This is a genomic window from Sphaerimonospora mesophila, assembly GCF_001417795.1.
In the GTDB taxonomy this organism is placed as follows: domain Bacteria; phylum Actinomycetota; class Actinomycetes; order Streptosporangiales; family Streptosporangiaceae; genus Sphaerimonospora; species Sphaerimonospora mesophila.
The window spans coordinates 286,326-310,316 of record NZ_BCBX01000035.1 but is presented as its reverse complement, the minus strand read 5'-3'; the positions used below and the strand labels follow the sequence as shown (position 1 = coordinate 310,316).

Sequence of the window (23,991 nt, the reverse complement as noted above, 5' to 3'; positions counted from 1 at the left end):
GCCGGCGGTCCCCGATGGCGGGCTCAGCCCGCGGGCGGCTGGAACAGGGCGAAGGCCCTGGTCAGGGTGGGGCGCAGCCGCTCCCAGTCGCCGGACCTGGTCGTCCACGTCAGCACGCTGGTCGTGGTCCCGGTGGAGAGCACCCGCCTGACCTGGCGGTAGGTCCCGCGCCCGGCCAGGTGGTTCTCCTCCGAGGCGCCGCGCTGCGTCCAGGTGAACTCCCAGTCGGCGGCGACGCCGTGCTTGCTGGAGATCGTCTTGAGCCGCAGCTTGCGGTAGTCCTTCGCCTTGAAGATGGCTTCCGCCTCGCGAAGCGTCCCCAGCGGGTCGGTGCCGCTCTGGGCGGTGACCTCGACGCTGAACTGCGCCCGGCCCTTCGGATCGACCCACCGGGTCGAGAACTCGGACTGTTCGGCGGTCCAGCCTCGCGGCACGGCGGCCCGCCAGCCCGCCGGTGAGCTGTGCCACCTGAGCCTGAGCCGGGAGGCCCCGGCGGACGCGGACGGGGACGGGGCGGCGGACGCCGTCACCGGAAGATCCGGTGCGGGGCCCGAGGCGTTCGCGGCCGGCGGGATCCGCGCATCGGTGGGCTCCGGGCGCAGGATCGCCCAGCCGCCGGCCGCCCCGGCGACCATGGCCGCCGCCGCGATCCCCGCCATCAGGCGGGTGCGGCTCAGGCGCGTACGGCTTTCGCCGGTCGACGGCGGGGGAGCCGCCGGTTCGACCTCGGCGAGCAGCCGGTCCGCGGTCTGCGGATCGAGCCGTTTGCGGGGATCTCGCGCCAGCAGCCCGCTCACCACCGTGCGGAGCACGTCTTCCGGTGACCTGCCGGGTTCCCCGCCATGCTCACGAGGCGGCTCGGGGGAGTTGGCGCCGGGCGGTCTCCCGGTGATCGCGAAGTGCAGGGTGGCGCCCAGCGCCCACATGTCGGAGGCGGTGGTGAGGGCGCCGCCGTCCGCACGCTCCGGCGAGAGGAAGGCCCGCACCCCCCGGAGTTCTGCGGCCCGCTCCGTCTGGGGGTGCCCCGTCCGGGGATGTAACGCGGAGAACGCCGGATCCGCGGCGAGCGCCCCGACGCCGAAGTCGGCCAGCAGCACCCGTCCGTCGTGCCCGAAGAGCACGTTCGGCGGGCGCACGTCGCCGTGCCGTACGCCTTCGGCGTGGGCGTAGGCCAGCGCGGCCAGCAGCTTGCGCGCGACGGAGACGGCACGCTCGGGCGGGAGTGGTCCTTCGCTCGCGACGATGCCGTCCAGCGAGCGCGAACGCACCAGCTCCATGACGATGTAGGGGGTGCCGTCGTCCTCGGTCACGTCGTAGACGGCGGCGATGCCGGGGTGGCGCAGCCGTTCCGCCTGGCGCGCCGCGCGGGCGACGCGCTGGGCGAACCGGATCCGCCGGGTCTCGCCGAGATCCGGCGGCAGCAGCACCTGGCGGACCGCGACCGGGCGCTCCAGCAGGGTGTCCCGGCCCTCCCAGACGATGCCCGTGCCGCCTTGCCCGAGGGCGCGCACCAGCCGATATCGCCTGACGAGGAGCTGCCCTGCAGTACCCATCTCGCCTGCCTCTTGCACCCGGGCGAATACCACTGAAAGCGGAGTCTTGCACACCTCACCGTTCGATGTGACCCGCCCCGCGTGGAGGTCTTTTGAGATCGTCGAAGGAAGTACGGTGGTTCAGGTGACTCCAGTGATTCCTGTGGAAGTTCCGGACAAGCGGAGTCGGATGGTGCTATGAACATCACCTAGGGAGTGTTGAAAAAGTGCTGCCCGTCGCGAGCGCGGGCCCAGATGGACGCATCGCAAGGCGGAGGAGGAGCCCGTAGCCGGAGCTACGGGCGACGACGACAACGCAGCGAGGCGCCATCTGGACCGTGCGTAGCAGGGCATGACTTTGAAACACGACCCAGTGGGCTTCCCGTCGCGGTGCGGAGCGGGAGCCAAGCAAGAGGAAGGACCTCATGGTCGACCGGATTCCCGAGGACTCCCCCGAGACCGGGCCTATCGTGCGTCCGTACATCCAGGCCGATCCCCGGTACGCCACGGCGGCCGACGGATTCTGGTCCCAGCGGCGGCCGGACGAGAGCACGCCGCGTTCCGGGCCGCCGGCGGCGGGCGATGCCCCGGGCGGCGACCTGCTCTCCACCGACTGGACCCCGGAGCGAGGCCACGCCGGGCATGGCGCGTACGACCAGGACGACGAGCCCGCCGGTCACGACGATCGTGAGACCGGTACGGACATCCCGGATCGGCAGCCGTACGTCTACGAGGACGAGGCCGCGGACTCGACGGGGTTCCTCGGCTCGGGCTGGCGCAGGGACGAACCGGAGGAGTTCGAGGAGCGCAGGCGCGGTGGCGTGCTGCTCCGGGTGGGCGGCGTCGGCGTCGCGGTGGCGGCCGCGATCTGGGCGCTGAGCGCCTGGGTGGGCGGGCCCGTCGAGAACTGCACCGGCGAGTGTGCGGCGAAGGCGGAGGTGGCGTCGTCGCCGGCCGTCTCGGCCGAGTCGATCGGCGATTCCGCGGCGGAGCCTGTCCCGACCACGGGCGCGACCCCGGCGCGATCGCCCTCCCCGGCCGTCCGCCAACGCACGGCCCCGACGAGCGCGCCCGCCGTCACTCCCACGCAGCAGGTCGTCCCCACCCAGAAGGCCACGCCCGCCCGCAGATCGTCCGCACCACGGCCGACCCCGACGACGGCATCGCGCCGCCCGGCCGTCGTCGACCCCCAGCGGAACGAGAAACCGGTGACGCCGTCCGACCAGCCCACGGCGACGAGCGAGCCGACGCCTGCCCCGGCCCCCACCCGGACTCCGGAGGAGAGGGGGCGCGGCGGCCTGCTCGACTGGCTGCTCTGACCGCCGGCACACATCCGGCCATCACGCCAGAGGAACTCGCCGGACGCCTCGCCTGACCGCTCCTCCCAGAGCCGGGTGAGTCACCCGCGGGTCCTGCGATGGTAGGAGAAGGCGACGGCGAACAGCAGCGGCCTCCAGGCGAGCAGCGGGAGGTAGCAGACCGCCAGTACGGCATGCCCGATCGGGGAGAAGATCTCACCGAGCCCCGAGCCGATCCCGAGAACCGCCCGAGGGATGCTCCAGGCCCAGATCAGGGTGATGAACGTGGCGGCCGTATAGGCGGGGACGACCGCGGCCGGCGGCCGCACTCTTCGGCCGCCGAGGAAGGGGATCCACCTCGGCACCACCTCACCCCAGGGCCGGACCAGCCCGAGGGTCAGCAGCGCGGCCAGCTCGCTGACCACGCTCAGCCCGAGGATGTAGAACGGCTCCCAGGGCGGGAGCTGGACTCCGCCAGGGGGCACGTGGGCGGCGTACCCGATCGGGACGCCGGCCACGAGCGCGACGCGCCACAGCCCCGACGGCAGGACCAGCAACGGAACGGCGTGCGCCGCCCGGACGGCCCATCGGGGCGGCGGCGCGACGGCTACCGGAAGTACTTGCTCCATCGTCACGGTCATCAGGCTGCTCGAAAGCACCCCGCCTCGCCTCCCCCCGAGGAACCAGGGATCTCCCTCGCGCGGGGGAGATCCGTGGCCGCATGCTTCAGGACCGCGCGGATGGAGGGCCGCCGCACAGGCTCTTGGCGTGCCGTACGCAGCCGCGTGATCATGTGAAAATTTCAGCGCAGTGAGCCGAAAACCCGGTCCATGCCTGTAGGCGGTGATGCACGGTCAGGAGGCGGTGCAACTGTCCTGGGTGGCGTCGAAGCCTTCGACGTCCTCCAGGGTCCTGGGGAGCTTCATGCCCGGCCAGTCGGCGCCGAGAACGAGGATGATCTTCTGGGTCTGGGCGGCCGGCGCCGGGAACGCCCGGGGCCTCTTCAGCTCGCGCAGCAGCCGGGACGCCCGGGCCTCGCCGTTCGGGCCGTACCTGACGAACGTCCGGGCGTACGGCTTGGCCGCCGTCTCCACCTTGACGATGTGGTAGCCACGCTGCTCCAGCTCGGCGGCGACCTCGGTGGCGAGGCCCTGCCGGCCCGCGCCGTTCCGCACGATGACGTGGATCTGCGACTTGGGGATCTTCTGCTGGCCGCTCTCGACGTTCTTGCCGATCCGGTCGGCCGCGACCATCTTGAACAGCCGCTCGGCCTGGGGCTGCACCCACTCCACCCGGCCGGGGTGGGTGATCGAGTAGCGCCAGGGGGTGGTGACGAACCGGATCTGCCCGGCGGTGAGGCCACGGGCGCTGGTCAGCAGCTCCTTCATCACGCCCACGGTGAGGTCGGGATCGGTGGTGATCGACCTGGTCGCCGCGTCGAGGAAGCCGAACAGCTTCACCGGGTGGGTCAGCGTCTCACCGCTCATCGCCTGCTTGACCATGGAGGCCAGGAACATCTGCTGGCGCTGGATGCGGCCGATGTCGGAGCCGTCCCCGAGGCTGTAGCGGGCCCGGACGTACCCGAGCGCCTGCTCGCCCCCGAGGACCTGCCGCCCCGCCGGGAGATCGAGCAGCGCCTTCGTGTCGTGGATCGGCTGGGGGATGCAGACGGGGACGCCGCCCAGCGCGTCGACCATGGCCTTGAACCCGGTGAAGTCGACCTTCACGAAGTGGTCGATGTGGATGCCGGTCAGGCTCTCGACGGTCCGCCAGGTGCAGCCGATGCCGCCGTAGTTGAACGACTCGTTGATCATTCCGACGTGGGCCTGCTGACCGGGGAGGTTCCGCTTCGCCGGGCACGCCGGGAGTTCGACGAGCGAGTCACGGGGGAAGCTGATCAGGGTCGCGCCGTCCCGCTTCGGGGAGATGTGGGCGAGGATGATGGTGTCCGTCCGCTCGCCGGGGGCCCGGCCGTACCTGGCGTTGGCGCCGCCCCGCTGGTCCGAGCCGACGATCAGGATGTTCATCGCCTTGCTGATCTTCACCGGGCGTGCCGAGCCCAGATCCTGCCTGGTCACGTCCTCGTGCTTCACGTTGGCGGTGAGCTTCACGTACCCGCCGCCGAGCCCCGTCAGGACGCCGAGCACCGCCGACAGGACCACCCAGAGCCAGACGCGCCACCTCGACGTGGCCCGGCGCGGCGTCGGCTCCGCCTCCACCGGTCGTGCCGGACGGACATCGACGTGACCCACGTGTTGCTCCTGATGGCAGGACCTGGGCGTACACCCTGGTCGAAGGTCAGCAGCGGCAAAAACCGGGCCAAGTTTAGCGATCACGTCCGGTGGCGGGGCCTGAAACGCCGGCAAGCGCCGTCCAAGCCCCGGCCAAGGAGTGTTGGCGAAGTCAGCCGGGCGGCGCGGTGCTGCCCCGGGGGGTGAGGCGGGGCGCCTCGTCCTCCAGCGGGCCGGAGTCAACGCCGTCGATCAGTGCGAGCAGCCGCTGCGCCGCGTGCGCGCCGTACGCGGGGATGTCGCGGGTGAGCCCGGTCAGCGGCGGCCGCACGACCTGGCAGAGCGGTGAGTCGTCCCAGGCGACGATGGACAGGTCGGACGGCACGTTCAGCCGCATCTCCTGGGCGACGGCCAGCCCGGCCACGGCCATGATGTCGTTGTCGTACACGATCGCGGTCGGCCGTTCCGGCGAGCTGAGCAGCCTGCGGGTGGCCCGGGCGCCCTCCTCCCCGGTGTAGTCCGTGTGGAGGATCGTGTGGCCGGTCAGGCCCAACCGCGTGCACGCGTCGGTGAACGCGCGGTCTCTGATCGTGGTGTGGACGAGCCGCGGCAGTCCGGCGACCCGGCAGATGCGGCGGTGGCCGAGCGCGACCAGGTAGTCGACCGTCTCCTTTACGGACGCGCCGTCGTCGGCCCAGACGGGCACGAGCGATCCGGCGGCCGAAGGGTGCCCGATGACGACGGCGGGCATGCCGAGCGACTCCGTCTCCGGCACCCGCGGGTCCTCGACGTGGAGGTCGACCAGGAAGGCCCCGTCCACCCGGCCCTCTCCCCACCATCGGTGGTAAACGGTCATCTCGGCACTGTGATCGGCGACCACCTGCAGCAGCAGCGCGTACGAGCGGGCGGACAGCTCGGCCTCGATGCCGCTGATGAGCTCCATGAAGAACGGCTCCATGCCCAGCGTGCGGGCCGGCCGGCACAGGGCGAGGCCGACCGCGTGCGCCCGGGCGCCGTTGAGCGCGCGTGCCGCGATGTTGGGCCGCCAGCCGATCTCGTTCGCGATGGCGAGGATCCGTGCTCGCGTGGCCTCGGACACCCCCGGTTGGCCGTTCAGCGCGTACGAGACCGCGCCCTTGGACACCCCCGCCCGTCGCGCGATGTCCGCGATCGTCGGTCTTCTCACGTCTCCCCTTGACTGAACCGGTCCAGTGGCGGCCACATTACCCCTTTATGGTCGCGCCGCCTACGCCCTATTGACACCGCAATGCCCACCAATCTACGGTCTCGGTTACTTATCCGGTTCAGCACCTACTGGTTAGCACCTACGGTTCAGTACGTACTGCTCCGCGGCCGATAGGCGACCGTCCGCGGAGTGGACAGGGCGGGATATCGCAGGACTCCCGCCCCTCATCATCGGGGCCTGGCAGGAGAGCGACCTCGCGCGGGCGCCGCGTGGGGGAAGGAGAGTCACGATGCGAAACCGAGCGCGGTTACTTGCGCCGCTGCTGGCGGTGGGCCTCATAACGGCATGTTCTGGTGGCGGTGGGAGCGCTTCCACGCAGGCGGCCAGCCCCGGGAGCGCCGCCGCCACCGGTGGCGGCGGCCAGGGCGGCGGCTCGTTCCCGAGGAACGAGACCCTCTACACGAGCGGCACCCAGTGGGGACCGCCGGCCAACTGGAACCCGCTGCGCGAGTGGGACTACGCCACCGGCACCAAGGGTCTGGTCTACGAGACCCTCTTCCTCTATGACCCGAACGCCGACGAGTTCAGCCCCTGGCTGGCCGAGAGCGGTGACTGGACGAGCGACAAGGAGTACACGCTCAAGCTGCGGCAGGGCGTCACCTGGTCGGACGGCAAGCCGTTCACCGCCGACGACGTCGTCTTCACGTTCGAGCTCGGCAAGATGGAGACCGTGCCGTACCACCCGCTGTGGACGTGGCTGAAGAGCGCGGAGGCGGTCGACGAGCACACGGTCAAGTTCACCTTCTCCGTGGCCAACTACCAGGAGTGGGCGAACCACCTCTACAGCCGCGCGATCGTGCCCAAGCACCTGTGGGAGGGCCGGTCCGAGGACGAGGTGATGAACGGCGCCAACGAGAAGCCGGTCGGCACCGGGCCGTACGACTACCAGACCCACGATCAGGACCGCATGGTCTGGGTCAAGCGGGACGGCTGGTGGGCGACCAAGGCGCTGAACAAGGACGTCAAGCCCAAGTACATCGTCGACATCGTCAACTCCAGCAACGAGGTGGCGATGGGCCTGCTGCTCCAGAAGAACCTCGACCTGAGCACGAACTTCCTCCCCGGCATCGCCAACCTCATCAAGGGGAACTTCGGGATCGAGACCTACTACAGCGAGCCGCCGTACATGCTGTCGGCCAACACGGCCTGGATGTGGCTGAACACCAAGAAGAAGCCGATGGACGACGCGACCTTCCGCAAGGCGGTCGCCTACTCGATCGACACCAAGAAGATCGTCGAGGGCGTGTACGGCAACCTGGTCAAGGCCTCGAACCCGACCGGCCTGCTGCCGCAGTGGGAGAAGTACGTCGACCAGAACGTGGTGGGGCAGCTCGGCTTCTCCTACGACCCGGACAAGGCCAAGAGCCTGCTGGCCGAGGCGGGTTACAAGGACCGCAACGGTGACGGGCTCGTCGAGTCGCCGAGCGGGGCGAAGATCTCGCTGAAGCTGATCGTCCCGGCCGGCTGGACCGACTGGATGGAGGCGGCCCGGGTCATCGCCGCCGGCGCCAAGGCGGTGGGGATCGACGTCCAGGCCGACTTCCCCGACTACAACGCGCTCGTCGATGCCCGCAACGCCGGGAAGTTCGACCTGGTCATCAACAACGACAAGCAGCTCTCCAACTCCCCGTGGTCGTACTACGACTACATCTTCCGCCTGCCGGTGCAGAAGCTGCAGACCACGACGAACTACGGCCGGTACGAGAACAAGGAGGCCTGGGAGCTCACCCAGCAGCTCGACCAGGTCAAGTCGGACGACGTCGAGGGCATGAAGGGGATCACCTCGCAGCTCCAGAAGATCCTGCTCGAGGACATGCCGGTCATTCCGCTCTGGTACAACGGGCTGTGGTCCCAGACGACCAACTCGGTGTGGAAGAACTGGCCGTCGAACGAGGCGGGCAAGCCGAAGCACGCCCCGACCGTGTGGCGTAACTGGCTGGAAATGGGCGGCGTGCTCATGCTGACCGAGCTCCAGCCCGCCGCGGGCTGACCCCCTATCCCGTGATCTTGCGAATACTCGTACATCGAGCCGTGACCAGGCGTTTCATGTTCTGCGATCTTGTAGTTTCTCGCAGGAATATGCTCTGATCAGCGACAATGCTGTTCGTGATCTTGCACTTACGACTGCAAGATCACGAACAGCGAAGGCGCAGGTCGGGCGGACCTTCTGCAAGAATCTGTAAGATCACAAATGGGATTCAAGCAGGTCAGAGGGATGGTTTGCGAGAAACTGCAAGATCACGGGGTGGGGGTGGTGGCTCCCTGTCCGATCTCACGCGTCCCCCCTTCACCTCCTGAGGGGGGCGCCACCCCACCGGGAGGTCGTGTTGCGCCGGTATTTCGGCAGAAAACTCCTTATATATGGCCTGACGTTCTTCGTGGCCGTGACCATCAACTGGCTGATCCCGAGGTTCATGCCGGGTGACCCCGTGCAGAGCCTGATCGCCCGAGCCAACATCGCTCAGCCCGAGGTCGTCGAGGCCATGCGGGTGCGGTACGAGGGCCTGTTCGGGTTCGACATGCCGATCTGGCAGCAGTACTTCAACTTCTGGGGAGCGCTGCTCGACGGGGATCTCGGCGTCAGCATCTGGCTGTTCCCCACGCCGGTGGCCGACGTCATCACCCGTGCCGTGCCGTACACACTGGGGCTGCTGATCCCGGCCATCCTGCTGAGCTGGGTCGCGGGCAACCGGTTCGGCGCGTTCGCCGCCCGCCGCAAGTGGCTCGACAACACCGCGCTGCCGATCGGCTACGTGCTGACCGCGACGCCGTACATGTGGCTGGCGATCCTGCTGGCCTGGGCCCTCGGCATCATCGCGGGGATCTTCCCGGTCGCCGGGGCCTACAGCTACGCGATGCAGCCGGGATGGTCCTGGGAGTTCATCGGGAGCCTGCTGCAGCACTGGTTCCTCCCGTTCGCCTCGCTGTTCCTGGTCGCGTTCGGCGGCTGGGCCATCGGCATGCGCAACATGATCATCTATGAGCTGGAGGCGGACTACGTCAACTACCTGCGGGCGCTCGGCGCCCCCGGGCGGCTGATCCGGCGGTACGCGTTCCGCAACGCGATCCTGCCGCAGATCACCGGACTCGCCCTCCAACTCGGCGTCCTGGTGGCCGGCGCCCTGGTCACCGAGATCGTCTTCTCCTATCCGGGGCTCGGCAACCTGATCCTGCAGGCCATCCAGAACCAGGACTTCTTCCTGCTGCAGGGCACCTTCCTCTTCATCGTCATGGGCGTGCTGATCGCCAACTTCGTCATCGACATCGTCTACGTCCTGGTGGATCCGCGCACCAGGGCGGGGATGGGAGGAGCGTCGTGACCGCCGACGCGCCCAAGGCGCCCGAGGCCCCGGAACCCCCCGAGGCCACCGCGACCCCCGAGACGACCCCCGAACCCGCCGCGACCCCCGGGACCCCCGGGGCTCCTGACGCGGCCGCCGTCGCCGCGTCCACGCCGGTCCGGGAGGCGCTGCACTTCGCGCTGCGCAACGGGAAGCTGATCGCCGGCCTCATCGTCGTCGTGGTCCTCCTGATCGCCGCGGTGTTCGGCCCGATGGCCTTCGACCACGGACCCAACGAGTACGTCGGGCCGCCCGCCGCCTCCCCCTCCGGCGACTACTGGATGGGCACGACGATGTTCGGGCAGGACGTCTTCGCCCAGTTCCTGTACGGCCTGCGCGCGACGTTCCTGGTCGGCGTGCTCGGCGGCGGCCTGGCCGCGATCATCGGGATGGTCGTCGGTTTCGTCGCCGGATATCGGGGCGGCTGGGTCGACGAGATCCTCAACATGCTCACCAACATCGTCCTCGTGCTGCCCGCGCTCGTCGTCCTGATGATCGCCAATGCGTACCTGGGCGTGCGCAGCGTCGGCCTGCAGGCGCTGTTCATCGGGCTGACGTCCTGGCCGTGGGCGGCGCGGGCGATCAGGGCGCAGACGTTCTCGCTGCGCGCACGCGACTTCGTGGATCTGGCCAGGCTCAGCGGCATGCGCACCCCGAAGATCATATTTCGGGAGATCGCGCCGAACATGAGCTCCTACCTGTTCATGACGTTCATCCTGCTCTTCGGCGGGGCGATCCTGGTCGGCGCATCGCTCGACTTCATCGGGCTCGGACCGACCGAGGGCGTGTCCCTCGGCCTGATGCTCAACAACGCCGCCCGGTGGAGCGCGCTCCAGCTCGGCCTGTGGTGGTGGTTCATCCCGCCGGGCGCCGGCATCACCGCCATCGTCGGCGCGCTCTATGTCATGAACGTCGGGCTGGACGAGGTGTTCAATCCGAAGCTGAGGGAGATGTGACGTGTCCCTGACGGTCACCGACCTCCGGGTCTACTACCGCACGCTGCGCGGCGACGTGAAGGCGCTCGACGGTGTCACGTTCACCGTCGCGGACGGGGAGATCATGGGCCTGGCCGGGGAGTCCGGCTCGGGCAAGTCCACGCTCGGCAAGAGCCTGATCCGCCTCGACGGCCGCATGCGGCACGTCGGCGGCACCGTCGAACTCGACGGCGACGAGCTGCCCATCGGGGACGACGCGCGGATGGACGCCTTCCGCTTCCACCGGGTGTCGGTCATCCCGCAGTACTCGATGAGCGCGCTCAACCCCACCAGGAAGATCGGCAAGATGGTGGCCGAGCTGATGGCCTCCCGTGGCGTACGGCTTGAGCCGGCCGAGCTGGAGCGCCGCCTCGACCTGGTCGGGCTGTCGCGCGAGGTGCTCGACAGATATCCGATGGAGCTGTCGGGCGGCATGAAGCAGCGCGTGGTCATGGTCATCTCCACGCTGCTGAACCCCTCGCTGCTCATCGCCGACGAGGTCACCTCGGCACTCGACGTGTCCAGCCAGAAGGCCGTGGCGGGCACGCTGCTCCAGCTGCGCGACGCCGGGCTGGTCACCAGCATGATCGTCGTCACGCACGACATCTCGCTCGTCTACCAGATCGCCGACACGATCATGGTGATGTACGCGGGACGCCTGGCCGAGAAGGCCCCGGCGGGCGTCCTGGTGACCGAGCCACGGCACCCCTACACCAAGATGCTGATCTCCGCGCTGCCCGAGGTCGGCGTGCGATACGAGGAGGACAGCAGGTTGTCCGGCATCCCGGGCAGCCCGCCGCCCCTGCTCGATCCACCGGGCGGCTGCCGGTTCCGCGACCGCTGCCCGATCGCCTTCGACCGGTGCGCCGAGCAGCCCCCGTTCGTGGAGATCGGCCCCGGCCACTCCGTCGCGTGCTGGAAGGCGGGTGAGTGAGCGATGCTGAAACTCGACAACGTCTCCAAGGTCTACCGGGTCGGCGCCTTCGGTGGCCGCACGATGACGGCCGTCTCCGACGTGAGCTTCGAGGTGAACGCGGGGGAGGTCGTGTCGCTCATCGGGGAGAGCGGCAGCGGGAAGAGCACGATCGGCCGCATGATCCTGCGGCTGACCCCGGTGAGCCGTGGCGCGATCACGCTGAACGACACGGACATCTCGGCCGTTTCCTCTACGAAGGATTACTACCGGCACGTCCAGGGCGTCTTCCAGGACCCGTTCAGCTGCTTCAACCCGATCTTCAAGGCCGACCGCGTGTTCGCCATGATCAAGGAGGCGTACTTTCCCCAGGTGAGCGCGGCGGACTGGCGCGGCCGGGTGGAGAGCGCGCTGAAGAGCGTCCGGCTCGACCCCGGGCAGGTCCTCGGCCGCTATCCCCACCAGCTCAGCGGCGGCCAGCTCCAGCGCATGCTGATCGCGCGGGCCGTGCTGCTCGACATCCGGCTGCTGGTCGCCGACGAGATCATCAGCATGCTCGACGCCTCCACCAGGATCGACGTGCTGAACCTGCTGGCCGACCTCAGGGCGCGCGGGCTGGGCATCCTGTTCGTCACCCACGATCTCTCGCTCGGCAACTACGTGAGCGACCGGACCGTGGTGCTGCGCAACGGCAAGATCGTGGAGATGGGCCGCACCGAACTGGTCTTCGGCGATCCCCGCCACCCCTACACCCGCTCGCTGCTGGCCTCGGTCCCGCGGCTGGACGTCAAATGGATTGACGAACCGGAGACCGAGGACGGGGACGCGGCCGGGCCGTGCCCGTACCACGACTCTCCCGAGGAGAGCCGGACCCGGCCGGGCCTCGCCGAGGTCGAAGAGGACCACTTCGTCGCCTGCTCCGGCTGCGCCGACCACCCCCCGCAGGCGGAGCCTCGAACACTCGCTAAGGAGAACGCTTGAGCGCGTACCATCCCCTGCACGACGGATGGACCGTCACCGCCGTGTCGTCGACGAGGCAGCACCGGCCGGTGGTGGCCGGGCTCGCAGCGGCCGTACCCGGCTGCGTCCACACCGATCTCCTCGACGCCGGGCTCATCGACGACCCCTACCTCGACGACAACGAGAACCGGCTGACCTGGATCGGCCGTACGGCATGGGCGTACGAAACGGTCTTCACCTGGTCCGGCACCGAGGACGAGCGCGCCGACCTGGTGTGCGAGGGCCTCGACACGGTCGCGACGATCACGCTCAACGGGGTGGAGATCGGCCGGACGGCCAACATGCACAGGTCGTACCGCTTCCCGGTGCGCCACCTGCTCCGCGAGGGCGACAACACGCTCAAGGTGCTGTTCGACCCGCCGTACGGCTACGCCGAGGAGCAGCGGGAGGCGCTCGGCGACCGGCCCGGGGCGTACGCCGAGCCGTACCAGTTCATCAGGAAGATGGCGTGCAACTTCGGCTGGGACTGGGGACCGACCCTGGTCACGGCGGGCATCTGGCGGCCGATCGGCGTCCAGACGTGGCGCGCCGCCCGGCTGGCCGAGGTGCGCCCCCTGGTCACGCTCGACGGGCCGGACGGCAGGGTCGACGTGCATGTCACGGTGGAGCGGGCGACGGAGGCCCCGCTCACGCTGACGGCGTCGGTCGCCGGCGTCACCGAGGAGGTGCGGCTGGCCGCCGGGCAGCGCACGGCGGTCGTCACGCTGAACGTGCCACGCCCCGGCCTGTGGTGGCCGCGCGGCCACGGCGACCAGCCGTTGTACGACCTGACCGTGCGCCTCGGGGAGGGCGCCGACGGGAATGGGGCGGACGGGGAGTGGACCGGCAGGATCGGGTTCCGCTCGATCGAGCTGGACCGGACCGACGACGCGTTCACGCTGGTCGTCAACGGCAGGCCGGTGTTCGTCAAGGGGTTCAACTGGATCCCGGACGACTGCTTCCCGTCGCGGCTCACCCGCGAGCGGCTGGCCGAGCGGTTCGCCCAGGCCGCAGAAGCGGGCGCCAACTGCCTGCGCGTGTGGGGCGGCGGCAGGTACGAGAGCGAGGACTTCTACGCGCTCGCCGACGAGATGGGCATGCTGGTCTGGCAGGACTTCCCGTTCGCCTGCGCCGCCTACCCCGAGGAGGGGCCGTTCGCCGCCGAGGTGGCGGCGGAGGCGCGCGAGCACGTGGCGCGGCTGTCCGCCCACCCCAGTCTCGCGATCTGGTGCGGCAACAACGAGAACATCGAGGGCCACGCCGACTGGGGCTGGCAGGATGATCTGGACGGCCGGAGCTGGGGCGCCGGCTTCTACTACGACCTGCTGCCCCGGATCGTGGCCGAGCTCGACCCGACCCGGCCCTACTGGCCGGGCAGCCCCTACTCGGGCTCCCCCGATCTGCCGCCGAACGACCCGGCCAGGGGCACCGTGCACATCTGGACGGTGTGGAACACCCACGACTACACGCACTACGCGAGCTACACGCCGAGGTTCGTCGCCGAGTTCGGCTTCCAGGGACCGCCGACGTACGCGACGCTGCGCGCCGCCGTGGGCGACGACCCCCTCGCGCCCGACTCGCCCGGCGTCCGCCACCACCAGAAGGCGATCGACGGCGACCTGAAGCTGCTGCGCGGCCTCGGCGAGCACCTGCCCGAGCCGACCGGCTTCGACGACTGGCACTACTACACCCAGCTCAACCAGGCCAGGGCGATGGCCTTCGGGATCGAGCGCTTCCGTGCGCTCGCGCCGTACTGCATGGGCACGATCGTGTGGCAGCTCAACGACTGCTGGCCGGTCACCTCCTGGGCCGCCGTCGACGGCGGCGGACGGCGCAAGCCGCTGTGGTACGCGCTGCGCCGGGCGTACGCCGACCGGCTGCTGACCTTCCAGGGCGACTCGGTGGTCGCGGTCAACGACACAGAGGAGCCGTGGTCGGGAGACCTGGCCGTCGAGCGGCGGACCCTGGCCGGCGAGCCGATCGCCAAGGAGCGCTTCACGGTGTCCGCCGGGCCGCGCGGCACGGCGACGGTCGAGCTGCCCGCCGCTCTGCGCGAGTGGGACGATCGGGCGGGCGAGGTGCTGGTCGCCACCCTCGGCGGGATCCGGACCCTCCGGTTCTCCGCCGAGGATCCGGCGATGGACTACCCGGCGGCCGAGTTCGACACGGTGGTCGAGGAGAGCGCCGGTGGTCTCCGGGTGACCGTCACGGCACGGACGGTCGTACGCGAACTGGCGATCTTCCCCGACCGGCTCGATCCACGCGCGACCGTGGACGACCAGCTCGTCACGCTGCTGCCGGGGGAGACCGCGGTCTTCCACGTCACCGGCTTCGGCCCGCGCGGCCTGAACAAGGATGCTCTCGTCCGGCGGCCGGTGCTGCGCTGCGTGAACGAGGCAAAGCGGTGACATCCGGGATGGATGGGATGCCGGGTGCGGGACACTTCCTTGTTACGCTCGGACTTCCGGCATTCCCTTCCCCTGGTCAGGGTATTTAGGCGAGGACGCTCGTGGATCTGCTCAGCAACCCGATTAAGGACTACCCCTGGGGGTCCCGTACGGCCATCGCCGGTCTGACCGGCCGCGTCGCCGACGGGCCGGAGGCCGAGATGTGGCTCGGCGCCCATCCGGCGAGCCCGTCGCTGCTGGTCCGCGACGGGGCGCCTGATCGCACGCTGGCGGACGCCGTCGCGGCCGACCCGGTGGGGATGCTCGGGCGGCCGGTCGCCGAGCGCTTCGGGGCGCGCCTGCCCTACCTGATGAAGCTGATCGCGGTGGATCGGCCGCTGTCGCTGCAGGTCCACCCCGACGCGGCGCAGGCGGCCGAGGGCCACGCGCGGGGCGACGCGAACTACACCGACCCGTGGCACAAGCCGGAGCTGGTCTGCGCGCTCACGCCGTTCACCGGGCTGGCCGGGCTCCGGTCGGCCGACCAGGCGGCGAAGCTGATCGACCGGCTGCATGTGCGGGCGCTCCAGCCGGTCGTGGACCGGCTGTCCAGCGGCGATCGCCTCGGCGCGCTGCGCGCCCTGCTGGAGACACCGGAGCCGAGGCGCAAGCTGATCGAGTCGATCGTGTGGGCCGCCTCCGCCGTGCACCACCCCGAGTACGCCCTGGTCGTACGGCTCGCGCGGCGCTATCCGGAGGACCCGGCCGTGCTCGCCCCGCTGCTGATGCACCGCCACGAGCTGGCTCCCGGCGAGGCGCTGTTCCTCGGCGCCGGGGTGCTGCACTGCTACCTCGACGGGTTCGCCGTGGAGATGATGGCGTGCTCTGACAACGTGCTGCGGGCCGGCCTCACCGGCAAACCGATCGACGTGCCCGGACTGTTGCGCATCACCGACCCCGAAGCGCAGCCGGTGCCGGTGCCGCCCGTCGTTCAGGGGGGCGATGGCGTCTACGCGCCGCCGTGCCCCGAATTCCGGCTGCGGCGGATCGCCGTCTCCGGCGAGGGCGGGGTGCTGGCGGGCGAGCTGCCGAGGACCGTGCTGTGCGTCGAGGGCAGGGTCCGGCTCGGCGCTGAGCCGGGGTCGCAGATCAAGCTGGGGCCGGGAGAGTCCGTCTTCGTCGCCGCCTCCGACGGGCCGGTCGAGCTGTCCGGCGAGGGCGTCGTCTTCTGCGCGGAGCCTCAGCCGTAGACCCGCCCCGTCCCCTCCATCACGGAGCGACCCTCTCGCCGGCCCCGGCGGTCCCCCTTCAGGTAAGGGTCTCGGAGATATGCGCAGCGTGTTGTTTGTACTACTGTCTGTGAATTCGCCGGCCCCCGCGGGTAGGAGTGATCTATCGAACCGCGGCCCGTCGAGGGGGAGCAATGGGACGCTTCAGGGTTGCCGGCATCGGCATGGCGTCTTTGAGCGTCATAGCGCTGTCCGCCTGCACGTCTGGAGGGAGCAAGCCGTCTGAGCACGAAGACGCGCAGGCCAAGGCGGCCAAAGTGGCCGCCGAGGCGAAGACGCGCAAGGCCGAGGAGCAGGCGGCTGCACGGGTGAAGGCCAACGAGCTGGGCCAGATCCCGGTGCTCATGTATCACCGGGTGATGAAGAATCCGGCCCCCGGCGACGACCTCACGCCCGAGCAGTTCCGCGCCGAGCTGGAACGGCTGGCGCGGGAGGACTACGTGCCGGTCACGGCCGCCGAGTACGTGACCGGAAAGATCGACATCCCGGCCGGTAAACACCCCGTCGTGCTGACCTTCGACGACACGTCGCCCGCGCAGCTCGTGCTCGATGGGATGGGCAACCCCGCGCCGGACTGCGCGATCGGGATCCTGCTCGACGTCGCGAAGAAGCACCCGGGCTTCCGTCCGGTCGCCACGATGTACGCGATCCGCGACCTGTTCGGCAAGACGCGTCAGGAGGAGCAGATCCAGGTCCTGCAGTGGCTGAAGAACCGCGGGTTCGACATCGGCAACCACACGCACGACCACGTGAACCTGCAAGGCAAGTCGCAGGAGGAGGTGGCCAAGCAGATTGTCGCCGGCCACACGATGATCACCTCTCTCATCAAGACCCCGCCGGTCACGTTGGCCCTGCCGTACGGCAACCAGCCGAAGAAGAAGGAATGGGGACTGCACGGGACCTACAAGGGGGTCACCTACAACTACAAGGGTGAGTTCTTGGCCGGATACACCCCGGCGCCGTCGCCGTTCACCAAGGACTTCGACCCGGCGGGCATTCCGCGGATCCGGTCGAAGGAGAAGACGAAGACCGGAGACTGCGCCAAGTTCTGCTCGGCGGCCTGGCTCGACTGGCTCAAGGCGAACCCCAACGACCGCTACACCTCGGACGGCAATCCCAAGACCGTGGCGTTCCCGAAGTTCAAGGCGCCCTTCGTGTCCCCTGCGTTCTCGTCCCGCACGCTGCCGTACTGACGTGGTTCGATCGGTGACCGGTCGCGGGCGGATCGTCCGGATTCGCCGCGCCCGTTAACCTGCGGAACATGAACGAGGATGGTGCCGGCGCCAGGCCGGACAGCACGGGGGCCGACCTGCGCGGGCTCACCCCGCGGCTCATCGGGCCGGAGATCATCGCGGTGTTCGCGATCTCGCTGGGCGCCAGCGCGCTGCTGTCGCTGATCCGCCTGATCGGCGCGTTGACCGCGCCCGAGGAGCTCGGCGGTCAGGAGGCGGTGCTCGTCCGTTCCCTGGCGCCGGGCCGTCCCTGGCTGGACCTGGCCCTGCACCTCGCCGGGATCGCGATCAACGTGGCGCCGGTCGGGCTCGTCGCCTATCTGCTGGTCCGCTCGGGGGAGTCGATGCGGACGATCGGCGTCGACTTCCGCGAGCCCGGCCGCGACCTGCTGCGCGGAGCCGCGCTCGCCGCGGCGATCGGCGGCTCCGGGCTGGTGTTCTACCTGCTGGTGTTCCAGGCCGGCTTCAACCTCAACGTGGTGCCGGAGAGTCTGCCCGAGGTGTGGTGGCGGGTGCCGGTGCTGGTGGCGGAGGCCGCCCAGAACGGGGTGCTCGAGGAGGTCCTCGTCGCCGGCTATCTGCTGCACCGGCTCGGGCAGCTCGGCTGGTCGCCGTGGCGGTCCGTGGCCGTTTCGGCAGTGCTGCGCGGTTCGTACCACCTCTATCAGGGTTTCGGGGGATTCGTCGGCAACGTGGTGATGGGTGTGGTCTTTGGGCGGCTCTACCAGCGCTGGGGCCGGGCCATGCCGCTGGTCGCCGCCCACACGATCATCGACATCGTCGCCTTCGTCGGGTACGGCATCCTGCGCGGCCGAGTCTCCTGGCTGCCCTGACCACACTCTCCCACACCTTCTCGCCGTGATCTTGCAGTAGGGGTATTTCCTGATCAGTGCGGGTCTCTGCGAGAAACTGCAAGATCGCGGTGGGGCGTGGGCGCGCCTCGTTGCCATGTGGCCGGTCACCGTGCATGGTTGACCTTGTCGCCGCCAATCGCCTGGACGACTTGATGGGCGACACATCCGAATCCCCCCGGCAATGCCGCCAACCCGACCTGATCGGCCATCGACGCCGCCTTAATGGGGATTTCGCATGATCAGCTTACTGAAGCGCCTTTCCCGCCACGCCAAGCCCGCGCCCGCGACCGTACGGCCCGCCTCACGGGCGCATCGGGAACGCAGGCCGGTCACCCCGCGGATGCGGCGGGGCCCATCCGTCGCCCGGCCGTACGTCGTGACCGGGCAGCGCGGGCTCCCGGCCCGGCCGTGCCCGTCCGGTCGCCGCGCTCCCTTCCGGCTGCGGCGGCGGGCCGGCCTGACCGTACGGATCATCCGCTGGTTCCACCCCGGCCTGATCCGTTTCCACTCGGGGGCTTTCGTCGTAGCGGGAGGGACCCGGTGCGTCCTGGCCCGGCCACGCCTGACGCCGGTGGTGCGGGTCGGCCTGGAGGGGGATCTCATCCGGCGCGGACGGGTTCCGGCCGCACCCCTCGACGGGCCTCCCCCGACCTGCGCCGACTTATTAGCCGACTTATTATCCGGGGAGCGGTGATCGGTGGCACCGGTCAGGCGAGACAGCGGAGGACGCCGCGGATCCGGGAGTCGAGCGGATGGGCGGTGGCCAGCCGGCCGACCGTGGCCTCGACGAACTCCGCTTCGGTCAGCTCGGCCGACAGGCCGTCCACATGTGCCGTGATCCGGTCGCCGGCCCGCTCGATCCGGGCCTTCGAGCCCTGCTCCTCGAGCGCGAACAGCCCGACCTCGACCCGCCATGCCAGCCTCGCCGCCGCCTCCTCGTCCGCCACGGGTGCGCCCACGTCGTCGCCGTGCGTGGCGTATTCGGAGTCGTAATGGAAGGTCTGCAGGCCCACTGGATAGGGCCCGACCGACGTCTGCAGCGTCCCGCCCCGGCCCCGGTCGCGCATCCGCCTGCGGGTCTCGGCGTTCTTGCTCCGCCACTCGTCCAGCACCTGCTCGACCGGCAGATTGTGGCGCTTGTGCACGCACCACTCGTTGAACGCGTCGAAGCCCGACTGCACCCCTTCGCGTTCGAGCATCTCGAAGAACCCGTCCATGTCGTCGTCGAGACAGGCGTGGTTGTAGATCTCCTCCCCGGCCAGGTGGGCGAGCACGTCGCGCACGGTCCATCCCTCGCACCTGGTCGGCCGGTTCCACCCCTCCTCGTCCAGTCCGGCGAAGAAGCGGTCGAGCCGCCTCGCCTCGGTGTCGAAGATGTCGAACGGTTCGAGCCGCGTCAGCGCCACGGGTTCAGTCGTCATCATGTCGAGTGCGGTACCCGATACACCCGGTTTCACTACCGCCGCCCGGTCTGACCTGGGCCTGATGCCGATGATCGAGATGCACTCGGGCAGCATGGGGGCATGAATACCATCACGCTGAACAACGGTGTAAACATGCCCCAGCTCGGATTCGGGGTGTGGCAGGTGCCCGACGACGAGGCCGAGCGGGCCGTCGGCGTCGCCATCCAGGCCGGCTATCGCAGCATCGACACGGCCAGGATCTATGACAACGAGGAGGGCGTCGGCCGGGCCGTACGCGAGTCCGGCGTCCGCCGGGACGACCTCTTCGTCACCACCAAACTGTGGAACGACGATCATGACTACGACAAGGCGCTGCGTGCCTTCGACGCCGGCGCCGAGCGTCTGGGCCTCGATGTGATCGACCTCTATCTGATCCACTGGCCGGTGCCGTCGCAGGACAGGTATGTGGAGGCGTGGAAGGCGCTGGAGAAGCTCTACGCGGACGGCCGGGTCCGTGCCATCGGCGTGTCCAACTTCACCGTGGAGGCGCTGGAGCGGCTGCTCGCCGAGGCGCAGGTGGTCCCCGCCGTGAACCAGATCGAGCTGCATCCGCAGCTCGGGCAGGCCGAGCTGCGGGCCGTGAACGCCAAGCACGGCATCGTCACCGAGGCCTGGAGCCCGCTCGGCCAGGGCAAGGGCCTGCTCGATCTCCCGCTGCTCGCGGAGATCGGCGGCAGGTACGGCAAGAGCCCGGCTCAGGTGGTGCTCCGCTGGCACGTCCAGCTCGGCAACGTGGTCATCCCCAAGTCGGTGACGCCCGCGAGGATCCGCGAGAACATCGAGGTCTTCGACTTCGCCCTCAACCAGGACGAGATGGACGCGATCACCGCGCTGGACTCGGGCCGCCGCCTCGGCCCGGACCCGGCGACGTTCGGCTGATCGTCGGGGCCGGACGACGGCACCGTGGACGGGCGGGCGGTCACGGGAGATTCCCGGCGGCGGCCTTTGCGGTGATCCGGTCGGCATCACATCGTGAGAACCGCTTCGGCCGGCCGAGCCTTCTTCGCTCATACCTACCGGAGCGATACGAAGGCATGCCGCCGTTGGTCGAACTGCCCGAAGTGGTCGTACCATAGCGGGGAATCAAATCGTGCAGTCGGCATCAAATCGGATTTATGAGTAGTCGAAGTGAGAAATTTCGACGAGGTCATAGCCGGGTCGACTCGGGGCCGGGGCCTCTGCAATCAGGCCCCGGCCGGTCGTCATCTCATATCCGATTTAGCCGGATTAATAGACATGTGGAGCAAACCTGACTAGACTGCCTCGGTAATCACGCTCCAATGGGCTGTGGCGCCGGGGGATCGCGTTGGGCTTTCAGCGACTCAGGGACGACTTTGAGTTGGTTGCCAAGTACGGAGACAGTGTTCCGTTGTACATGTTTTCCGACATGTTGCTTCGTGCACCACATCTCCGGGAGTCGCTTCCGATCCCTATGAAGAACAAGCGTGATCGGTTGATGACCGCACTCGCTTTCGTGGTGGAGAACTCAGAGAACCTTTCTCAGATCACTCGGTACCTTCAGTGGCTCGCGCGTGGCCATCGAAAGTTCGGCATCGAACGCGAGCACTACGCGCTATGGAGCACGAGCGGTATTCATCTGGAGAGGTTCGCGAGCGCGGTCACTCCGGCACAGAGGTTCGCCACATGAATGACGCGGTTCAGGAATTTCACGCCGCCTACTCCGGCAGATCGGGCGACGGCGGGTATGACGGATGGCACGAACCCGCTGAGGGAAAGGCCGCCTCGTGGGAAGAGCCACAATGGGACGAGCCACGGTCGGCGGTGCCGTCGAGTGCACACACATCCGAACGACTCACGCCTGCACGGTTGCGGGCCGTCGTCTTCAGGCGAGCGCCCCTGGGCAAGCGGGGTCTGGATGAACATCAGGTCAACAACCTCCTCGATCGAGTCGAAGAGGAAATGATCCTGCTCATCCAAGAGAAGGAGGCGCTGGCCGCGGAGGCCGCGCGCCTTCGGGAACGCACTTCGACCCCTGCGCCGGCCACGTCCCCGCCTTCGTCGCAGGAGGGCGAGACGGCGGTGTCGCCGCCCGGCCGGGGGAGCGAGTTGAAAAAGGTGGATCCCGAGGATCAAGCCGACTCCCAGACCGTGGTGAGCCGGGTGCACGAGGCGCACATGTACGCGGCCGGGCTGCTGGCACAGGCGCAGCAGACCGCCGACCAGTACATCCAGGACGCCCAGCAGTACAGTCGAGAACTGATCGAGGATGCGCGCCGGAAGCGGCTCGAGCTACTGGCGAAGGTGAGCTCGGCCGCGCCCGGCGAGGATCCGGGGGATCGGGAGGCAACCCGACTGCGTGTGATGAGTCAGCAGTACCGTGGCAAGCTCCGTGATCACTTCGAGCGACTACTGGCGGATCTCGATGAATGGGACTCGGCCGACGGTATCGCTGCCCTGCCGAAAGCGACCGAGCCGCCTCACTGAGTGCTGAGCGCCACCGTCGGGGGAACGCGTGCCGCTCTGAGCGCGGGATAGATGCCGGCCAGCGTGCCGATCAGCACGGTCGTGGCCAGTGCCCCGGCGGGCGCCCACGGCGGCAGTACGGCGGGGAGTGAGTTGGCCCGCGCGTAGACGAAGGTGGCCAGGGCGCCGAGCAGCACCCCGGCGCCACCGCCGAGGGTCGACAGGAGCAGGGCCTCGACCAGGAACTGGGTCCTGACCTGACCTCGGGTGGCACCGAATGATCTCCGCAGGCCGATCTCCCCGCGGCGCTCGAGCACGGCGACCACCATCGTGTTGGCGACACCTACGCCTCCGACGAACAGGGCGATCGCCCCCAGGCCGAGCATGAGTCCGGTGAACGCCCCCGCCACCGCGGCCTTGGCCTTGAGCGTGTCGGACGGCCTGGTGACCCGGGCCTCACTCGGGTTCGCCGGATTGACGGTACGGGCCAGCAGCGCGTGAACGCTTTCGACGTGTTCGTCCGAGGATCGTTCGTAGACCGTGGTCGGGTGGCCGTCGTGGTTCAGGTAGCCCTCCGCGGCAGGGAAGCCGATCAGGGCCGATCTCTCGATCTCCCCGGCCAGCGGCATCCGGTCCAAGATGCCGATGACGGTGAACCATCTGTCGCCGATCCAGACCTGGACGCCAGGGCTGGTCAGGCCGAGCCGTTCCGCCGCCACCGCCCCTAGCACCACCGCCGGCCGTCTCTCCGTGGCCGCGTTGAGCCAGACGCCGGTGCGCACCTCGCCTTCGAGTGTGTCGAGCAGATCGAGGTCGGTGGCCTGGACGGCGATGCCCAGGGAGATGCTGCTGGAAATGAGATCGTTGCGGCGGACGGTGGTCCCCGTGTCTCCGGTCTGACCGGCCTGCACAACGCCCTCGATGCGTTTCACCATGGCCGCGGCCGACTTGGGCAGTCGAGCCTTCTTCCCGAAGAGGCTGTCGCCCGGCTCGACCCGCAGCAGGTTGGTGCCCAGCATGTCGAGCTGACGCAGGATCTGCTCCTGACTGGACGCGGCGGCACCGACGACCGTGACCATGGTGGCGATCCCGATCGCGATTCCGATGGCGGCCAGGATCGCCCGCATGGGCCTGGCCGTCAGCCCGGAGGCACCGAGTCGGGCAAGATCCATCGGCCGCAGCCTGGCCGGCCGCAGTGTCGTCATGCACTCTCCGCCCTGACCTGACCGTCGCGTACCCGTATTCGTCGCGGGCAGGCCGCCGCCACTTCTGGGTCGTGAGTGATGATCGCGACGGTGACGCCCGTCGAATTCAAGCGGTGGAACAATGACATGACCTCGGCACTCGCCGCCGAGTCGAGGTTGCCGGTCGGCTCGTCGGCAAGCAGCAGGGGCGGCTTGGACGCGATCGCCCTGGCGACCGCGACACGTTGCATCTGCCCACCGGATAACTGGTGCGGCCGGTGGTCAAGACGATTGCCCAGGCCGACCTGGTCGAGCGCCGCCGCGGCCCTGTCACGGCGTTGCCTCCTGCTCAGACCGGAATACAGCAGGCCGTCGGCGACATTGTCAAGCGCGGACAGGCCGGAGGCCAGATGGAACCGCTGGAAGACGAAGCCGATGTAGCGTGCGCGTAGTGCGGACAACTCACCGTCGGACAGTTCGCTTATCTCGTAACCGGCCACCCGTACCGTTCCGGAGCTCGGCCGGTCGAGCGTGCCTGCTATCTGAAGAAGCGTGGACTTACCCGAGCCGGACGGGCCGACGATGGAGACCAATTCACCGGCTCGAACGGTCAGGTCCACGTTT

20 protein-coding genes are annotated in these 23,991 nt (G+C 69.1%); 13 read left to right on the top strand and 7 right to left on the bottom strand.

Features of this window, described 5'->3' with window-relative positions:
• Window positions 1–23 precede the first annotated feature (23 nt).
• On the bottom strand, window positions 24–1,553 hold the full coding sequence (locus tag AP234_RS15220) for a serine/threonine-protein kinase (RefSeq protein WP_083502129.1): 1,530 nt from the start codon (window positions 1,551–1,553) through the stop codon (window positions 24–26).
• Between the two features lie 404 nt (window positions 1,554–1,957).
• Between AP234_RS15220 and AP234_RS15215 the strand changes: the two genes are divergently transcribed.
• Window positions 1,958–2,851 (top strand): hypothetical protein, encoded by an 894-nt coding sequence (locus AP234_RS15215; protein WP_055480305.1) that lies wholly within the window; start codon window positions 1,958–1,960, stop codon window positions 2,849–2,851.
• 80 nt (window positions 2,852–2,931) lie between these two features.
• On the opposite strand, the gene AP234_RS15210 is transcribed toward AP234_RS15215, so the two are convergent.
• From AP234_RS15210 to AP234_RS15200, 3 genes are all read right to left on the bottom strand, one after another.
• Window positions 2,932–3,459: a hypothetical protein gene (locus AP234_RS15210; protein ID WP_055480436.1), complete on the bottom strand. Its 528-nt coding sequence runs from the start codon at window positions 3,457–3,459 to the stop codon at window positions 2,932–2,934.
• 225 nt (window positions 3,460–3,684) lie between these two features.
• On the bottom strand, window positions 3,685–5,082 hold the full coding sequence (locus AP234_RS15205) for an LCP family protein (RefSeq protein WP_055480304.1): 1,398 nt from the start codon (window positions 5,080–5,082) through the stop codon (window positions 3,685–3,687).
• 151 nt (window positions 5,083–5,233) lie between these two features.
• On the bottom strand, window positions 5,234–6,247 hold the full coding sequence (locus AP234_RS15200; protein WP_055480303.1) for a LacI family DNA-binding transcriptional regulator: 1,014 nt from the start codon (window positions 6,245–6,247) through the stop codon (window positions 5,234–5,236).
• A 289-nt stretch (window positions 6,248–6,536) separates the two neighbouring features.
• Between AP234_RS15200 and AP234_RS15195 the strand changes: the two genes are divergently transcribed.
• From AP234_RS15195 to AP234_RS36255, 10 genes are all read left to right on the top strand, one after another.
• Window positions 6,537–8,297, top strand: coding sequence for an ABC transporter substrate-binding protein (locus tag AP234_RS15195; RefSeq protein WP_055480302.1), 1,761 nt, complete (start codon window positions 6,537–6,539; stop codon window positions 8,295–8,297).
• Between the two features lie 337 nt (window positions 8,298–8,634).
• Complete coding sequence (locus AP234_RS15190; RefSeq protein WP_055480301.1) at window positions 8,635–9,627, top strand: ABC transporter permease; 993 nt, start codon at window positions 8,635–8,637, stop codon at window positions 9,625–9,627.
• Window positions 9,624–10,604 (top strand): ABC transporter permease, encoded by a 981-nt coding sequence (locus AP234_RS15185; protein WP_055480300.1) that lies wholly within the window; start codon window positions 9,624–9,626, stop codon window positions 10,602–10,604. Before AP234_RS15190 ends, AP234_RS15185 begins: the two co-directional genes overlap by 4 nt.
• A 1-nt stretch (window position 10,605) precedes the next feature.
• On the top strand, window positions 10,606–11,556 hold the full coding sequence (locus AP234_RS15180; protein WP_055480299.1) for an ABC transporter ATP-binding protein: 951 nt from the start codon (window positions 10,606–10,608) through the stop codon (window positions 11,554–11,556).
• 3 nt (window positions 11,557–11,559) lie between these two features.
• The gene (locus AP234_RS15175; RefSeq protein WP_055480298.1) at window positions 11,560–12,516 is read left to right on the top strand and encodes an ABC transporter ATP-binding protein; all 957 of its coding nucleotides are present in this window, start codon (window positions 11,560–11,562) and stop codon (window positions 12,514–12,516) included.
• Window positions 12,513–14,942: a glycoside hydrolase family 2 protein gene (locus AP234_RS15170; protein ID WP_055480297.1), complete on the top strand. Its 2,430-nt coding sequence runs from the start codon at window positions 12,513–12,515 to the stop codon at window positions 14,940–14,942. Before AP234_RS15175 ends, AP234_RS15170 begins: the two co-directional genes overlap by 4 nt.
• Before the next feature lie 101 nt (window positions 14,943–15,043).
• Window positions 15,044–16,171, top strand: a complete 1,128-nt coding sequence (gene manA, locus AP234_RS15165) for a mannose-6-phosphate isomerase, class I (RefSeq protein WP_055480296.1) — start codon at window positions 15,044–15,046, stop codon at window positions 16,169–16,171.
• A gap of 203 nt (window positions 16,172–16,374) precedes the next feature.
• Window positions 16,375–17,403 carry a polysaccharide deacetylase family protein gene (locus AP234_RS15160; protein WP_235558182.1) on the top strand — a complete coding sequence of 343 codons (1,029 nt, stop codon included), beginning with the start codon at window positions 16,375–16,377 and terminating at the stop codon, window positions 17,401–17,403.
• A 68-nt stretch (window positions 17,404–17,471) separates the two neighbouring features.
• A complete protein-coding gene (locus AP234_RS15155; RefSeq protein WP_063842930.1) occupies window positions 17,472–18,275 on the top strand; it encodes a CPBP family intramembrane glutamic endopeptidase in 804 nt (267 codons plus the stop codon).
• A 256-nt stretch (window positions 18,276–18,531) separates the two neighbouring features.
• The gene (locus AP234_RS36255) at window positions 18,532–18,990 is read left to right on the top strand and encodes a hypothetical protein (RefSeq protein WP_152990425.1); all 459 of its coding nucleotides are present in this window, start codon (window positions 18,532–18,534) and stop codon (window positions 18,988–18,990) included.
• 13 nt (window positions 18,991–19,003) lie between these two features.
• On the opposite strand, the gene AP234_RS15150 is transcribed toward AP234_RS36255, so the two are convergent.
• Window positions 19,004–19,720, bottom strand: coding sequence for a maleylpyruvate isomerase family mycothiol-dependent enzyme (locus AP234_RS15150; RefSeq protein ID WP_431998622.1), 717 nt, complete (start codon window positions 19,718–19,720; stop codon window positions 19,004–19,006).
• A 99-nt stretch (window positions 19,721–19,819) separates the two neighbouring features.
• Between AP234_RS15150 and AP234_RS15145 the strand changes: the two genes are divergently transcribed.
• Window positions 19,820–20,638, top strand: coding sequence for an aldo/keto reductase (locus tag AP234_RS15145; RefSeq protein ID WP_055480294.1), 819 nt, complete (start codon window positions 19,820–19,822; stop codon window positions 20,636–20,638).
• A 765-nt stretch (window positions 20,639–21,403) separates the two neighbouring features.
• Window positions 21,404–22,204: a DivIVA domain-containing protein gene (locus tag AP234_RS34985; protein WP_160330450.1), complete on the top strand. Its 801-nt coding sequence runs from the start codon at window positions 21,404–21,406 to the stop codon at window positions 22,202–22,204.
• Here AP234_RS34985 and AP234_RS15130 read toward each other — a convergent pair.
• Together AP234_RS15130 and AP234_RS15125 are read right to left on the bottom strand one after the other, a co-directional pair.
• The gene (locus tag AP234_RS15130) at window positions 22,198–23,388 is read right to left on the bottom strand and encodes an ABC transporter permease (protein WP_055480291.1); all 1,191 of its coding nucleotides are present in this window, start codon (window positions 23,386–23,388) and stop codon (window positions 22,198–22,200) included. The genes AP234_RS34985 and AP234_RS15130 overlap by 7 nt on opposite strands.
• A complete protein-coding gene (locus tag AP234_RS15125; protein ID WP_431998620.1) occupies window positions 23,385–23,987 on the bottom strand; it encodes an ABC transporter ATP-binding protein in 603 nt (200 codons plus the stop codon). Before AP234_RS15125 ends, AP234_RS15130 begins: the two co-directional genes overlap by 4 nt.
• Between the last annotated feature and the right edge of the window lie 4 nt (window positions 23,988–23,991).